At 69.9% G+C, this 14245-nt stretch carries 12 protein-coding genes and 5 pseudogenes; 12 read left to right on the top strand and 5 right to left on the bottom strand.

The window, feature by feature from the left end; genetic code table 11:
• Position 1: 1 nt before the first annotated feature.
• From ACQPWW_RS13405 to ACQPWW_RS13360, 10 genes and pseudogenes are all read left to right on the top strand, one after another.
• A complete protein-coding gene (locus ACQPWW_RS13405; RefSeq protein WP_433132528.1) occupies positions 2-2035 on the top strand; it encodes a bifunctional aldolase/short-chain dehydrogenase in 2034 nt (677 codons plus the stop codon).
• Positions 2035-3471: a rhamnulokinase gene (locus ACQPWW_RS13400; protein ID WP_433132526.1), complete on the top strand. Its 1437-nt coding sequence runs from the start codon at positions 2035-2037 to the stop codon at positions 3469-3471. Before ACQPWW_RS13405 ends, ACQPWW_RS13400 begins: the two co-directional genes overlap by 1 nt.
• Before the next feature lie 2 nt (positions 3472-3473).
• Complete coding sequence (locus ACQPWW_RS13395; RefSeq protein WP_433132524.1) at positions 3474-4256, top strand: (Fe-S)-binding protein; 783 nt, start codon at positions 3474-3476, stop codon at positions 4254-4256.
• On the top strand, positions 4253-5707 hold the full coding sequence (locus ACQPWW_RS13390) for a lactate utilization protein B (protein WP_433132522.1): 1455 nt from the start codon (positions 4253-4255) through the stop codon (positions 5705-5707). Before ACQPWW_RS13395 ends, ACQPWW_RS13390 begins: the two co-directional genes overlap by 4 nt.
• Positions 5704-6336, top strand: coding sequence for a LutC/YkgG family protein (locus ACQPWW_RS13385; RefSeq protein WP_433132520.1), 633 nt, complete (start codon positions 5704-5706; stop codon positions 6334-6336). Before ACQPWW_RS13390 ends, ACQPWW_RS13385 begins: the two co-directional genes overlap by 4 nt.
• 170 nt (positions 6337-6506) lie before the next feature.
• Positions 6507-6819 (top strand): annotated as a pseudogene (locus ACQPWW_RS13380) (DNA translocase FtsK); the annotation flags it as partial.
• A 94-nt stretch (positions 6820-6913) separates the two neighbouring features.
• Positions 6914-7495 (top strand): TetR/AcrR family transcriptional regulator, encoded by a 582-nt coding sequence (locus tag ACQPWW_RS13375; protein ID WP_433132518.1) that lies wholly within the window; start codon positions 6914-6916, stop codon positions 7493-7495.
• A gap of 56 nt (positions 7496-7551) precedes the next feature.
• Entirely contained in the window at positions 7552-8511 is a 960-nt protein-coding gene (locus tag ACQPWW_RS13370; protein ID WP_433132516.1) for an SDR family NAD(P)-dependent oxidoreductase, read from the top strand.
• Positions 8478-8780, top strand: a pseudogene (locus ACQPWW_RS13365) (hypothetical protein); the annotation flags it as partial. The gene ACQPWW_RS13370 and the pseudogene ACQPWW_RS13365, both read left to right, overlap by 34 nt.
• A 140-nt stretch (positions 8781-8920) precedes the next feature.
• A complete protein-coding gene (locus ACQPWW_RS13360; protein WP_433134341.1) occupies positions 8921-8989 on the top strand; it encodes an excalibur calcium-binding domain-containing protein in 69 nt (22 codons plus the stop codon).
• A gap of 70 nt (positions 8990-9059) precedes the next feature.
• On the opposite strand, the gene ACQPWW_RS13355 is transcribed toward ACQPWW_RS13360, so the two are convergent.
• Complete coding sequence (locus tag ACQPWW_RS13355) at positions 9060-10538, bottom strand: hypothetical protein (RefSeq protein ID WP_433132514.1); 1479 nt, start codon at positions 10536-10538, stop codon at positions 9060-9062.
• Positions 10539-10794: 256 nt separating this feature from the next.
• Positions 10795-11051: pseudogene (locus ACQPWW_RS13350) on the bottom strand (hypothetical protein); the annotation flags it as partial.
• Here ACQPWW_RS13350 and ACQPWW_RS13345 point away from each other — a divergent pair.
• Positions 11050-11175: pseudogene (locus tag ACQPWW_RS13345) on the top strand (site-specific integrase); the annotation flags it as partial. The pseudogenes ACQPWW_RS13350 and ACQPWW_RS13345 overlap by 2 nt on opposite strands.
• Positions 11176-11190: 15 nt before the next feature.
• On the opposite strand, the gene ACQPWW_RS13340 reads toward ACQPWW_RS13345, so the two are convergent.
• Together ACQPWW_RS13340 and ACQPWW_RS13335 are read right to left on the bottom strand one after the other, a co-directional pair.
• Complete coding sequence (locus tag ACQPWW_RS13340) at positions 11191-12027, bottom strand: IS5 family transposase (protein WP_433132512.1); 837 nt, start codon at positions 12025-12027, stop codon at positions 11191-11193.
• A gap of 298 nt (positions 12028-12325) precedes the next feature.
• Positions 12326-12520: a hypothetical protein gene (locus ACQPWW_RS13335; RefSeq protein ID WP_433132510.1), complete on the bottom strand. Its 195-nt coding sequence runs from the start codon at positions 12518-12520 to the stop codon at positions 12326-12328.
• Positions 12521-12729: 209 nt separating this feature from the next.
• Here ACQPWW_RS13335 and ACQPWW_RS13330 point away from each other — a divergent pair.
• A pseudogene (locus ACQPWW_RS13330) lies at positions 12730-13137 on the top strand (dihydrodipicolinate synthase family protein); the annotation flags it as partial.
• 479 nt (positions 13138-13616) lie between these two features.
• Here the strand turns inward: ACQPWW_RS13330 and ACQPWW_RS13325 are convergent.
• The gene (locus tag ACQPWW_RS13325) at positions 13617-14033 is read right to left on the bottom strand and encodes a hypothetical protein (protein WP_433132508.1); all 417 of its coding nucleotides are present in this window, start codon (positions 14031-14033) and stop codon (positions 13617-13619) included.
• Between the last annotated feature and the right edge of the window lie 212 nt (positions 14034-14245).

Below are 14245 nucleotides of genomic sequence, written 5' to 3'. Positions count from 1 at the left end.
GATGCAATCCGAGGTTCAGGCGCTGATCGCGCGCAGCAACCGGCTCGGCGCCGACCCGACCACGACGAACTACGCCGGGGGCAACACCTCCGCCAAGGGCGAGGCCGCCGACCCGGTCACCGGCGGCCCGGTCGAGCTGCTCTGGGTGAAGGGTTCCGGCGGTGACCTCGGGACGCTCACTTCGTCCGGGTTGGCCGCTCTGCGGCTGGATCGGCTCCGCGCCCTCGTCGATGTCTACCCCGGTGTGGAGCGGGAAGACGAGATGGTCGCCGCGTTTGACTACTGCCTGCATGGCCGGGGCGGAGCCGCGCCGTCCATCGACACCGCCATGCACGGGCTCGTCGACGCCGCGCACGTCGACCACCTGCACCCCGATGCCGGTATCGCGATCGCCGCGGCCGCCGACGGGCCGGAGCTGACCAAGGAGATCTTCGGCGACCGGGTGCTGTGGGTCCCGTGGCGGCGGCCCGGCTTCCAGCTCGGCCTGGACATCGCCGCGGTGGCACGGGCCAACCCGCAGGCGATCGGCGTGATCCTCGGCGGCCACGGCATCACCGCCTGGGGCGCGACCAGCGACGAGTGCGAGCGCAACTCGCTGGAGATCATCCGGTCCGCGCAGGCGTACCTCGACGACCGGGGTAAGACCGAACCCCTCGGGCCGGTCATTGCCGGCCACGAGCCGCTGCCCACCGATGAGCGACGGCGGCGCGCGGCGGCGCTGTTCCCGGTGCTGCGGGGCTTGGCATCCACCGACCGGCCGCAGGTCGGCCACTTCACCGACAGCGACGTGGTACTTGACTTCGTGGCGCGGGAGAAGCACCCCGCGCTCGCCGCCCTCGGCACGTCCTGCCCGGACCACTTCCTGCGCACCAAGGTCCGCCCGATGGTGCTCGACCTGCCGCCCACCGCGCCGGTCGAGGACGCGATCGCCCGCCTGCGCGAACTGCACACCGCCTACCGCGACGACTACCGTGCCTACTACGAGCGACACGCCACCCCGGACAGCCCGCCGATGCGCGGCGCCGACCCGGCCGTGGTCCTGGTGCCCGGGGTGGGCATGTTCAGCTTCGGCGCCAACAAGCAGACCGCCCGCGTCGCCGGCGAGTTCTACGTCAACGCCATCAACGTCATGCGCGGCGCCGAGGCCGTGTCGCGCTACGCGCCGATCGACGAGACCGAGAAGTTCCGGATCGAGTACTGGGCCCTGGAGGAGGCGAAGCTCCAGCGGATGCCAAAGCCGAAGGCCCTCGCCGCGCGGATCGCGTTCGTCACCGGCGGTGGCTCCGGGATCGGCCGGGCCATCGCCCGCCGGCTCGCCGCCGAGGGCGCCTGCGTCGTGGTCGCCGACCGTGACGCGCAGGCGGCCGCCGCCGTCGCCGCCGAGATCGGCACCACCGACGTGGCGGTCGCGGTCGCCGCCGACGTCAGCGACGGTGACGCCGTCGCCGCCGCCCTGCGCGAGGCGGTGCTGGCCTTCGGCGGGGTGGACCTGATCGTCAACAACGCCGGGCTGTCGCTGTCCAAGTCGCTGCTGGAGACGACCGAGGCGGACTGGGATGTCCAACACGACGTGATGGCCAAGGGTTCCTTCCTGGTCTCCCGGGAGGCCGCGCGGGTGCTGCTGGCGCAGGGAATGGGCGGGGACATCGTCTACATCTCCAGCAAGAACTCCCTGTTCGCCGGCCCGAACAACGTGGCGTACGGCGCGGCGAAGGCCGACCAGGCCCACCAGGTCCGGCTGCTCGCCGCCGAACTCGGCGGCCACGGCATCCGCGTCAACGGCGTCAACCCGGACGGGGTGGTGCGCGGCTCCGGCATCTTCGCCGGAGGCTGGGGTGCACAGCGGGCCGCCGTCTACGGCGTACCGGAGGAGAACCTGGGCGAGTTCTACGCCCAGCGCACCCTGCTCAAGCGGGAGGTGCTGCCCGAGCACGTCGCCAGCGCGGTCTTCGTGCTCACCGGCGGCGAGCTGTCGCACACCACGGGCCTGCACATCCCGGTCGACGCCGGTGTCGCCGCGGCCTTCCTCCGCTGATGACCGCCGTGCGACTGGCCGCGGTGGACGTGGGCGCGTCCAGCGGCCGGGTCATGCTCGCGCGCGTCGGACCGGGGATCCTGGAGCTCACGGAGGCGCACCGGTTCGGCAACGAACCCGTGCGGGTGGCAGGCACCCTGCACTGGGACGTCCTAGCGCTCTATCAGGGTGTCCTGAAAGGGCTGCGCGCTGCCGGCCCGGTCGCCGGCATCGGCATCGACACCTGGGCGGTCGACTACGGTCTGCTCGACGCCACCGGCGCTCTGCTCGGCAACCCGGTGCACTACCGCGACGGGCGCACCGAGGGCGTCAGCGACCGGGTGGCGAAGCAGCTCGGACCGGAGCGGCTCTATGCCACGACCGGGCTGCAACACCTGCCCTTCAACACCCTCTACCAGCTCGCCGCCGCCGCCGGCACACCCCAGCTGGAGGCCGCGCACACGCTGCTGCTGATCCCGGACCTCATCGCATACTGGCTCACCGGTGAGGTCGGCGCCGAAGTCACCAACGCCTCCACCACCCAGCTGTACGACCTGCGTCGCCGGGCCTGGGCAACCGACCTGATGACCGACGCGGGGATCCGCAGCGAGCTGTTCCCGCCGCTGCGCGAGCCGGGCATCCGCATCGGTCCGGTCCTGCCCGCGCTCGACCTACCCGGATCGCCCGACGTCTTGGCGGTGGGATCGCACGACACGGCCTCGGCGGTAGTCGGTGTGCCGGCGGTCGATCAGCGCTTCGCCTATATCTCCTGCGGCACCTGGTCTCTGGTCGGGGTCGAGCTGGACGCCCCGGTGCTCAGCGAGCCCAGCCGGCGGGCCAACTTCACCAACGAATCCGGCGTCGACGGCACGATCCGCTACCTGCGTAACGTGATGGGTCTCTGGCTACTGCAGGAGTCGCTGCGTACCTGGGGCAGCACGGACCTGCCCGCCCTGCTCCGGCAGGCGGTCGAGGAGCCGGCCTTCCGTTCCGTGGTGGATCCGGACGACCCCACCTTCCTGCCGCCCGGTGACATGCCCGCACGTATCGCCCAGGCTTGTCGGCGTACGGGTGAGCCCGTGCCGGACAGCCCGGCGGCTACCGTCCGGTGCATCCTGGACAGCCTCGCGCTGGCGCACCGGCGTGCCGTCCAGCAGGCGCAACGGCTCTCGGGTCGGCACGTCGACGCCGTGCACGTCGTCGGTGGTGGCGCCCGCAACGGCCTGCTGTGTCAGCTCACCGCCGACGCTTGCGGCTTGCCGGTTCTCGCCGGGCCGGTCGAGGCCACCGCCCTGGGCAACGCGCTGGTGCAGGCCCGGGCCCTCGGCGTGATCGGCGGTGACCTGGCGTCGCTGCGGTCCGTGCTGCGGGAAACCCAACAGATCGTGCGGTACGAGCCACGCGGCGACACTGCAGCGTGGCGGGCGGCCGCCCGACGCCTCGGATGGGACGACTGACCATGCGAATAGCCCTGTTCGTCACGTGCCTGGCCGACACCCTGTTCCCTGAGGCGGCCAAGGCGACGGTACGGCTGCTGGAACGGCTCGGTCACGAGGTCGCCTTTCCCCGGGACCAGACCTGCTGCGGGCAGATGCACATCAACACCGGCTATCCGGACGACGCACTGCGCCTGGTACGTCGGCATGTGCGGACCTTCGCCCCGTACGACGTGGTGGTGGCCCCGTCCGGATCGTGCGTCGGCTCGGTGCGCCACCAGCATGCCCTGGTGGCCCGGCGGGCCGGCGACGAGCGGTTGGCCAGCCAGGCCGAGGAAGTTGCCCGCCACACGTACGAGCTGTCGGAACTGCTCGTCGACGTGCTCGGGGTGACCAACCTGGGCGCCTACTATCCGCACCGGGTGACGTACCACCCGACCTGCCACTCCCTGCGGATGATCCGGGTGGGCGACAAGCCGCTGCGGCTGCTGCGCGAGGTGCGCGGCTTGGACCTGGTGGAGCTGCCGCAGGCCGAGCAGTGCTGCGGCTTCGGCGGCACGTTCGCGCTGAAGAACGCGGACACCTCGACGGCGATGCTGGCCGACAAGATGCGTCACGTGCTGGCCACCCGGGCCGACGTCTGCACCGCCGGGGACGCCTCCTGCCTGATGCACATCGGTGGTGGCCTGGCCCGGCTGCGCACCGGCGTACGCACCGTGCACCTCGCGGAGATCCTGGCCAGCACCGAGACCACCGCCGACCCGATCGAGCAGCCGCAGCCGCGGACCGGCGGGGTGCCGGTATGAGCCAGACCTTCCTTGGTATGCCGGCCACCGCACCGCGCGGTGTCGGGCACCTGCGCGGCGACGAGCCGTTCCCGGTCGCGGCCCGGCGCGGCCTCGCCGACGCCCAACTGCGCCGCAACCTCGGCCACGCCACCGCCACCATCCGGGCCAAGTCGGCCGCCGTCATCAGCGAGGTCCCCGACTGGGAGGAGCTGCGCGAGGCCGGTCGGGCCATCAAGGCCGACACGATGGCTCGCCTGCCGGAGTTGCTGCACAAATTGGAGTCGGCGGTCACCGCCGCGGGCGGCACCGTGCACTGGGCGGCCGACGCCGTCGAGGCCAACCGGATCGTCACCGACCTGGTCACCGCCACCGGCAGTGACCGGGTCATGAAGGTCAAGTCGATGGCCACCCAGGAGATCGGCCTCAACGAGGCGCTGGAGGCCGCCGGCATCGAACCGGTCGAGACTGATCTCGCCGAGCTCATCGTCCAGCTCGGCCGGGACAAGCCCAGCCACATCCTGGTCCCCGCGATCCACCGCAACCGAGCGGAGATCCGCGAGATCTTCCTCCGGGAGATGCCCGGGGTGGACCCGGCGCTGACCGATGAACCCGCGATCCTGGCGGCGGCGGCCCGTCGCCACCTGCGCCGCACTTTCCTCAGCACCCGGGTCGCCGTCTCCGGGGCGAACTTCGCGGTCGCCGAGACCGGCACCCTGGCAGTGGTCGAATCCGAGGGCAACGGCCGGATGTGCCTGACCCTGCCGGACACCCTGATCACCGTGATGGGCATCGAGAAGGTCATCCCCACCTGGGCGGACCTGGAGGTGTTCCTGCAACTGCTGCCCCGGGCCTCCACCGGCGAGCGGATGAACCCCTACACGTCGACATGGACCGGCGTCACTCCCGACGACGGACCGCAGAACTTTCACCTGGTGCTGCTGGACAACGGCCGTAGCGCTGTGCTCGCCGACGAGGTCGGCCGTCAGGCGCTGCACTGCATCCGATGCTCGGCCTGCCTCAACGTCTGCCCCGTCTACGAGCGCACCGGCGGGCACGCGTACGGGTCCGTCTATCCCGGACCGATCGGTGCTGTGCTCTCACCACAGCTGACCGGCGTCGAGGAGAATGCGTCCCTGCCGTACGCCTCCTCGCTGTGCGGCGCGTGTTTCGACGCCTGCCCGGTGAAGATCGACATTCCGTCGATCCTGGTGCATCTGCGCGCGGAGCACGTGACGGCAAACCGGAACGAGCATCGCCTGCCGAGCGCCGAAGCGATCACCATGGCCGCCGCCGCCTACACCATGGATCACTTGCCGATGTACGAGGCCGCCCAGCGCGGATCGCGGCTCGCCCGCTTCGCCGGCCGGCACGGTCGAAGCCTTCCTCCCCCGCTGTCCGGGTGGACCCTCGGCCGCGACCTACCGCAGCCACCTCCGCAGACCTTTCGCGAATGGTGGGCGCAACGGTGACCTCCCGTGACGTGATCCTCGGTCGGCTACGTGCGGCTCTCGGCCCACCACCGAGCAGCCCCCCTGAGGTCGCGCGGGACTATCGACCGGCCGGCGGCGCCGTACACATCGATGTCCTGGTGCACCGGCTCACCGACTACCGGGCGACGGTGCACCGGTGCTCCGACGGCGGGGTGGCGCAGGTCGTCGACGCGATCCTCGGCGGACGGCGGGTCGTCATCCCGGCGGGACTGCCCCGGCACTGGCTACCCGACACCGTCGAAGCGCTCACCGACGACGCTCTCCCGACCGACGAGATCGCCGCCGCCCACGGGGTGGTCACCGCAGCGGCGGTAGCGGTCGCCGAGACCGGGACCGTCATCCTCGACGCGGCCGCCGACCAGGGTCGGCGGATCATCACGCTCCTGCCCGACGTGCACATCTGCGTGCTGCGCGTCGACCAGGTCGTCGCGGGGGTGCCGGACGCCCTCGCCCGCCTCGACCCCCGCCGCCCACTCACGTGGATCAGTGGCCCCTCAGCCACCAGCGACATCGAACTCAACCGGGTCGAAGGCGTCCACGGCCCCCGCAACCTGCACGTGGTGATCATCCCGGGCGGTGCACACCACTCCGCACCGGCTCCTGGATGAGATCTACACCGCGGCGTTGCTCAGCTCGGCGCCGCTCCCCCGGGCGCCACGCTAGGCCGGTGTTCGCAATCGCCCGAGGCCTCGTCGGCGACCGCTTCGCGCCCTGGTCGCAATGCAGGGCCCCGGCAAAGCCGTGCCGGCCACCGGCGGAAGCGAAGCGTCCCGACGCGGAGGGCATCGGCGAGGACCGCGACCTGTTGCTGTAGGCAATCAGGCTCGTGGTCACCTTCGCAGTTCGGCTCCACCTCGATGCTCCAGCGCAAGCTGCGGGTCGGCTTCGCCAGGGCCGGCCGGCTGATGGACCTCATGGAAGCTCGCGGCGTGGTCGGCCCGTCCGAGGGTTCCAAGGCCCGCGACGTGCTGGTGAAGACCGACGAGTTGGAGCAGGTGCTGGCCGAATTCGTGAATGAACTCGGGGTCCGCCGCATCGAGGGGGTGCAGCGGACCCTGGCTGCCTCCGGTTGGCACAGCGAGTCCGTTTAACGCCGGCCGAACGACCTCAGCCGCGTGCACCGCCGCCACCCGGTGTGACCTGACGCATTAGACGACTTTCGAAAATATGTCTAGGCTGTCTAGCGTGAGCAACGTGGAGTTCAGCGACGACCCGAAGCGCGCCCGCGTCCTGGCCGCAGCGGTCGGCGTGTTCGGCCGCTACGGATTCCAGAAGACGTCCATGGAGGCGGTCGCCAAGGCGGCCGGCATCTCCCGGCCGGGCCTGTACCTGATGTTCCCCAACAAGGAGCAGCTGTACCGGGCCACCATGCAGGGCGTCATGGAACGCGCCCAGCGGGCCATGGAGGAGCGCTTCGCCGACCAGGCGCTGAGCTTCGACGAGCGGATCGTGGAGGGCCTCGACGCGCTGATGGGCACGTACATCGACACCCAGGTGGCACGCGACCTCAACGAGCTGCTGGAGAACAGCGAGCCCCAACTGGGCTCGATGTTCCACGACTACCAGGAGCGGGCCCGCAGCACGCTGAGCGCCCACATCGGCGCTCTCGCCCCGCCGGGCCTGCTCGACGCCGAGCTGACCGCGGACGACCTGATGGACCTGCTCTTCTCCGCCGCGCTGACCTGGAAGTCGACCTCGGCCACCCGGGACGACTTCCGCGACCGGATCCGTCGAGCGCTGCGACTGATCCGCCGCGCCGCAGTCTGACCCCATCCCATCCCACCTCCCCATCGCAGAGTTTTCTGCGCCCTAGGAGTTCCGAAATGTCACGAACCAGCACCCCTTTCTCGGCCCAGTCGACCGCCGCCGAGGTGATCGCCAGCGTCGACCTCACCGGCCGTCGGGCGGTGGTCACCGGCGGCGCGTCCGGCATCGGCCGGGAGACCGCCCGCGCGCTGGCCAACGCCGGAGCCGACGTGACGGTGGCCGTCCGCGACACCGCCGCCGGAGAGCGCGCCGCCGCCGACCTCACGGCCGGCGGCACGCCGGGCACCGTCCGGGTCGCCCGCCTCGACCTGGCCAACCGCGCCTCCATCGACGCCTTCGTCACCGGCTGGACGGGCCCGCTGCACATCCTGGTCAACAACGCCGGTGTCATGGCCCTGCCGGAGCTGACCAGGACCGCCGAGGGCTGGGAGACGCAGTTCGCCATCAACCACCTCGGTCACGCCGAGCTGACCCTGGGGCTGCACGACGCACTCGCCGCCGCCCACGGCGCCCGGATCGTCGTCGTCAGCTCCTCGGCGCACCAGCAGTCCCCGGTCGTCTTCGACGACATCCACTTCACCGCCCGGCCCTACGAGGCATGGTCGGCCTACGGCCAGTCGAAGACCGCGACGATCCTGTTCACCGTCGCCCTGGCCCACAGGTGGGCCGCCGACGGCATCACCGCCAACGCCCTGCACCCCGGCGGCATCATGACCAACCTGCAGCGACACCTCGACGACGCGCAGCTGCGCTGGGTCGGCGCGGTGGACGAGCAGGGCAACCGCCTGGAGGTGCCGCCGGGCTGGAAGACCCCGCAGCAGGGCGCGGCCACCTCGGTCCTGCTCGCCGCCTCCCCCGAGGTCGACGGCGTCAGCGGCCGCTACTTCGAGGACGCCAACGAGGCCCTGGTCATCGCCGAGCGCTCCGACGGCATGAGCGGCGTGCTGCCGTACGCCCTAAACGACAAGGACGCCGACATCCTCTGGGAGGAGACGCTGCGGCTCCTGCGGCGCTGAGCACGGGGCCGACGAACCGGCCGCCCAGAGTCAGCCTCACCTGTCCGCGTCGGCTCAGGTGCAGCGCATCGCCGCCACGAACGCCGGCACCAACAGCCCTGTGCCGATGCCGCAGCCCACCGCCGTCGCCGTCGCGCCCAACCAGCACGGCGCCGGCCCGGAAACCGGCACCCACGCCGACGCGCACCAGCAGTCCACCCACAACGCCGTACTACAACGACTGCGACGCGGTACGAGACGCCGCCGACCCCCTCTTTCCGGGTGAGCCCGGCTTCCGACCCGAACTGGACCGGGACGGGGACGGGGAGGCGTGCGAACCGGACGGCGGCAACGGTGACACCGGCCCAGTCCCAGACGGCGACGTGTCCTACGCCACTGCACAGAGGTTCGGGAGGCAGGCGCTGACCCGATCCACAAGGGCGACCCCGGCTACTCGCGGAAACTCGACCGCGACGGCGACGGCATCGGCTGCGAGTAGCACCATGACGCGACCAAGCCCCGACCCAAACAGGATGTCAGGGCTTCGGCTGTCCGGCACCCGATCGGCGCTACCGGACGCCGGGAGGATCGACGCGAACAGCGATGTGGGCGTCGGCAAGGAAGCGGTCACGGTCGTCACCGTGAGCAATCGCCGCGTTGTAGACGGCGTCGATCGCAGCGGCCAACGGATCGTCATTCGTCAGGGCGATCAGGGCGGGGAACGCGGCGGCCTGCTGGCGCGCCTCGGTCACGTCGAGTGTGCGGGAACCTGTTGGGGTCAACCGCAGTGTGACGGTGGTGTGGGGCACCTCGGGATCGGACAGGAGCCGCTGAAACGCGGCGGTGCCGCTCTGCTCGGTGAAGGATCGGGGCAGCGGGCGGTTGGCCTCGGCGTCGGCGAGCGCGTCGGAGATCCACCCGATCTGCTCCAGTCCGGCCACCCGCATCGCGCGGCGGGCCGCCCAGCAGGCTGCCTCCCGCTGGCGGGCGGCGGGCAGTGCGTCGATGCGGTCGAGCAGCCGACGGTCGATGCGGGCCAGGGACCGCGCCTGGCTGAAGAGTCCGGAGAGTCCGCGGACACGATCTGACGGCGGAGCACCTCCCCACCGCTCGGCGTCGCGTTCGGCCCGCAGGCGGCGGTACTTCTCGGCCAACGCGGTCGCCTCGGCCGCCTGCCCACGCAACGTCTGCACCCACGGATACGACCCGTTGGCGTCGAGCAGATGGTCCCAGATCAGGCCGAGGGCGAAGGCCTGCCGGCCCAGCACTCCCTCGTGTCGCAGCGTGAAGCCGTCGGGGCCGGACGTCAGCCGTACGGTGCTCGGCTCATCGTCGGGCAGCGTGGTCAGCGGTTGAGGGAAGATCGGTTCGTTGGCGGTGGACCACGACCACTGCAGAGTCTCGTCGTCGACCGGCTTCAGCCGGACCTCCAGGTCGCCGGCGGGCAGCACTCCGGCTGTGACCTCGACCGGCGCGGGCCGGTGGCGGACCACCGTCACCCGGGGCAGGCCTGCGTCGTCCTCGTACGGATCAGGTGGCAGCGGCGGCAGGATCGCCGGACGACCAGACGGGCGCGGAACCAGTGACAGCATCCCCCACTCGGCGGCCTTGACCGGTTTTTGCTCCCAGTCGCGGCTCCCTGGGTCGGCCTGCACGGTGCGCCAGGGCGTCTCCTCGGACACTGCCCAGATGTGCAGCTCGTGCCGCTCGGGCGGGTCGTCGTCGGTGCGTACGGTCTCGTGCAGGCGGTCGCGCGCGTGCACCCGCACCCGGATCAGCCCGCGCGGGACAGCGACGTCGGTGAGGGCCTCCGCGGTGCCGCCCATCAGGCCGACGACCGACAGCCGGCCGCTGGGACTGAAGAGGGTCGCCTCACTGATCGCGTCCCAGCCGGCCTCGACTGCCCTGGGAGGCTCGGGCAGGACACGGACACGCGCCTCGATCCCGCCGGTGTGGATGCCGCAGAAGCCGGTGAACTGATACGGCCCGACGACGTGCAGCAGGCCGTCGCCGAGGGTGTAGATCCCCATGCCGGACGCGCCCGGCACGGCCGACACCTCGTACTGACAGTAGCTGACGGACAACCTCGCCCAACGGATCACAGACGCCGGACTTCGATGATCTCCGTCATTCACGTCGGCCACTCTCAGATCCTACGGCCGGTCTCACCGAACCCTCGCAGTGCAAGATCACGTTCGTCTGCTGAACCGAGGGCGTCCTTCACGCAAGTCTGCCCACGGTAGCGGCCCAGGAGGGCCGACACCGCAGCGCGCAGAACGACCTGAACGGCGGCGGTCGCGCTGGCTAGGAGGCGCAGGTGTTGAGCATGCTCTGTAGTGCGGACTTCTCCGAGGACTGCAAGGTGAGGCTCCAGTTGTACTTCACGGTGATCCACATTTTGCTGTAGGTGCACCGGTACGACGACAGGGACGGCTGCCAGGTGGAGGGGGCCTGGTCGCCCTTGGACTGGTTAACGTTGTCCGTCACCGCGATCAACTGGGAGCAGGTGAGGTCGTTGGCGAAACTCTGTCGGCGGTCCAGGAGTTGGCGCCGGAGCGCCACGTCCTACGGAAGATTGCCGGCCACGGCTCGCTGATGACGACTCAGCGGTATCTGCATCCGGATCGGCAGTCGATCCACGCGGCCGGCGAGGCGCTGACCTTGCACCTCGCCGGGCTGAGAGCGCGTTTCACATTGCTGTCAGTCGGGTGTGTTGAAGGTGAGGCGTTGTTGGCGGGTGGCGGGTTTGCCTCGGGTGAGACGGCGGAGCATGCCGCCGAGGGCGGCCCATCGGATCATGGCCTCTGACGTTGCGCGGTGGGTTTCGTAGTCGCGGGCCAGGCGGCGGTGGGCGGTGATCCAGGCAAGGGTCCGTTCGACGACCCAGCGGCGGGGGTGCACAACGAAGCCGCGTTGGTCGGCGGGTTTGCGGACGATCTCGACGGTGGTGCGCAGCAGGTCGCGGGCCCAGTCGACGAGGCGACCGGCGAAGCCGGAGTCGGCGAAGACGTGCCGGATCGGGGTGGCCGCGTAGGTGGCGAGCAGGGCGCCTTTGGCGCCGTCGCGGTCTTGCCAGGACGCGGCCAGGACCCAGACGGTGACCAGCAGGCCGAGGGTGTCGGTGACGATGAACCGTTTCCGGCCGTTGATCTTCTTGCCGGCGTAGTAGCCGCGGGAGTCGCGCGGCACAGTGTCGGCGCCTTTCACGCTCTGCGAGTCGATGATCCCCGCCGTCGGCTCGGGCTCGCGGCCGTGAGCCACCCGGATCTGCTCGCGTAATTCCGTCAGGATCCGCTCGGTCACGCCCCGCCTGTTCAGCCGGGTGAAGTGCGCGTACACGGTCTGCCACGGCGGGAAGTCGACCGGCAGGTACCGCCACGCGCAACCGGTACGCACCACGTACAAGATCGCGTCGATGACGGCCCGGCGGGAATGCTTCTCCGGTCTGCCCATCCACTGCGGGGACGGCAGCATCGGCTCGATGATCTCCGACTCGGCGTCGGTCAGGTCAGACGGGTACCGCCGCACTCGATCCATACCTGTCTAACCACCGAGCTACGTCCATCGACCGGACCCACCGTGCGACACGCCCGACCCACCCTGAAACCAAACGCGCTCTGAGGTCCCCAAATGGTCCCCAGCGGGGCATCGCATGATCGCGAAGAATGCCCCTCTACCTCTGTCGGGACGGCCGGATTCGAACCGACGACCCCTTGACCCCCAGGCAACCAACACAGAGCCGTGACCTGCCGCTCTCTGGCTCGTGAGCTGCTATGACGATCCTCCAGAGTCCATGCTCGTCCACCCAGGTGTGTGCCGGTCGTCACCCAGCTAGTCACTCATCCACGTCAGCACTCTTTACGGCGGCCTCGAAGGCATCGGGCCTCGTCCGCCGTAGAAGCTCGCACCGCTCGGCGAAGATGTCGAACGCTCGTTGGAGGCTGCATAACTTGGCCTGGCGAATCGCCTTAACCGCCAGGACGTGCCGCCCTTGCACGATGAGGTAGTCGATCGACTGCCAAGCGTCCACGCGGCCATCATGCAGGACGACTGTCAGCTTGGGAATCGCGTTGATTCATACCCTGAGTAGCCATTCCGGCTGATAGATGAGCACGGAGCGTTCAGGCTGAGGCCGTTTGAGTGCCACCGTCGACCTGTGTTGACCGCTGCGTCGGGCACGGATCGGGCACGAAGCGGGTCTTGCAGGCTGTTCGCTGCGCCGGCCCGTTGCCATGATCGGAGCACGCTGTCGGCGGCATTGACGCCGACACCCTCGCCTTCCTCGCTGACGTACCACCGGGTCACTCGGTGCTGTGCGGCGAAGACGCTTATGTCTCCGCGCTGCTCGCTCTTGGCGGGCACGGCGGCATCCTCGCCTCAGCGCACGTCGCCACCAACGACTACGCCTCGCTGATCAGGGCCTGGCAGGCCGGGGACACCACCCATGCCAGATCGCTCGGCCACCGCCTCGCCACGCTATCGACAGCGCTCTTCGCCGAACCCAACCCATCCGTCATCAAAGCGGTACTACACGCCCAGCGACGCATTCCCACGCCGACGGTCCGCCCACCGCTGTTGCCCGCCACGCCAGCGGCCACGGTACGGGGCCTGAAGCACGTAAACGAACAGATCAGGACGTCGATGTAGGACGATTATGCAACGGCGCTTCCAGGTAAGCGGCCGGCAGAGGGGGCAAGGCTCCCCGGCAACGCACCCGCCAGTCGCACTGCCGGCGTCAGGCCACATCTACTACTACTACGGACCGTGATGCGCATCGGCGGCGGCCGGCAGGCGGCAGGATGAACTCGCTTCCAACGAATACGTCAGTCTGCCGGTCTGCCAGTCGCTCCCGGTCTTCCGCGTCTCGGTAGTTCGGTACTTGTCGTGTCCGCGCGAACCTTGCGGAGTCCGGACTTACCCTGCGGGCGATCTTGCGAGTCGCCCGGGCTACCTTGCGAGCCGCTGGTCAGCGCCTTGATCATCCGTCACCTGGAACTGGACACGCTACTGGTGTTCGGCCCGGGCTTGGTTGGCCAGTCCGCTTGAAGTCGGCCACCGGCGTGGCCACGTCCGGCTGAAAGTGGGCCAGCCGGTACGGGTGCCGGGTGCTGCGCGCAGTGCCCCGGTTACCGCCGGCCGCGACGCGGCGTTGCCCGGGGCGCTGGCGTTTCTGGGGTCTCTTCCAGTACGAGTCCGTTGATGTCTTCAAGAGACAGCCGGGCCAGCCCAAAGGTGGCTCGTTCCTGGTTGATGACGTCAAGCAGCGCCGCGTTGAGATGGTTCGCGAGATCCGACCCCTCGGTGGCAGCGAGGAAGCCACGGATGTGTTCGGGCCTGCTCAACATAGCAAACGCCAGCTTCATCTCCACGGCCTTGGCGCGGTCGCCCGACAGCAGGCCATCTACGAAGCGTTGGATCAGCTCAGCTCGTTGCTCCCTATGCCAGCGGCGCCTCTCGATGACGAACGTCCCGAGGATGCTTGCCAACGCGCCAATGATGGCGCCCACGAGACCCGCTGCGGCGGGTACCAGTTCGCTAGACATCGAGCATCATGATGGCATCCCGAAGCAAGGCAGCCGTGCGACCAATCGTCCGACCGCCGCAAGTCTTCGCCTGCAGGTACTGCCGACCCGCACACACACCGTCGATCGGCCTGCTGGCGGAGCGATAGGTGACTTCGCTCCGCTCCCCGCGTTGGGTCGTCGATCGGTCGGCAAAACGGCGGGTAGGGCGGTTGCAGTAGGGCTCAATGAGA

Origin of the sequence: Micromonospora sp. CA-240977 (genome assembly GCF_050942285.1) — a bacterium.
In the GTDB taxonomy this organism is placed as follows: Bacteria; Actinomycetota; Actinomycetes; order Mycobacteriales; family Micromonosporaceae; genus Micromonospora.
Note: the sequence above shows the minus strand (reverse complement) of the source record. Positions and strands in the feature narration are given on the sequence as shown.

Coding starts and splice junctions, on each gene's coding strand:
- ACQPWW_RS13405 (WP_433132528.1), top strand. CDS start 2: ATGCAATCCGAGGTTCAGGCGCTGATCGCGCGCAGCAACCGGCTCGGC.
- ACQPWW_RS13400 (WP_433132526.1), top strand. CDS start 2,035: ATGACCGCCGTGCGACTGGCCGCGGTGGACGTGGGCGCGTCCAGCGGC.
- ACQPWW_RS13395 (WP_433132524.1), top strand. CDS start 3,474: ATGCGAATAGCCCTGTTCGTCACGTGCCTGGCCGACACCCTGTTCCCT.
- ACQPWW_RS13390 (WP_433132522.1), top strand. CDS start 4,253: ATGAGCCAGACCTTCCTTGGTATGCCGGCCACCGCACCGCGCGGTGTC.
- ACQPWW_RS13370 (WP_433132516.1), top strand. CDS start 7,552: ATGTCACGAACCAGCACCCCTTTCTCGGCCCAGTCGACCGCCGCCGAG.
- ACQPWW_RS13340 (WP_433132512.1), bottom strand. CDS start 12,027: ATGGATCGAGTGCGGCGGTACCCGTCTGACCTGACCGACGCCGAGTCG.
- ACQPWW_RS13325 (WP_433132508.1), bottom strand. CDS start 14,033: ATGTCTAGCGAACTGGTACCCGCCGCAGCGGGTCTCGTGGGCGCCATC.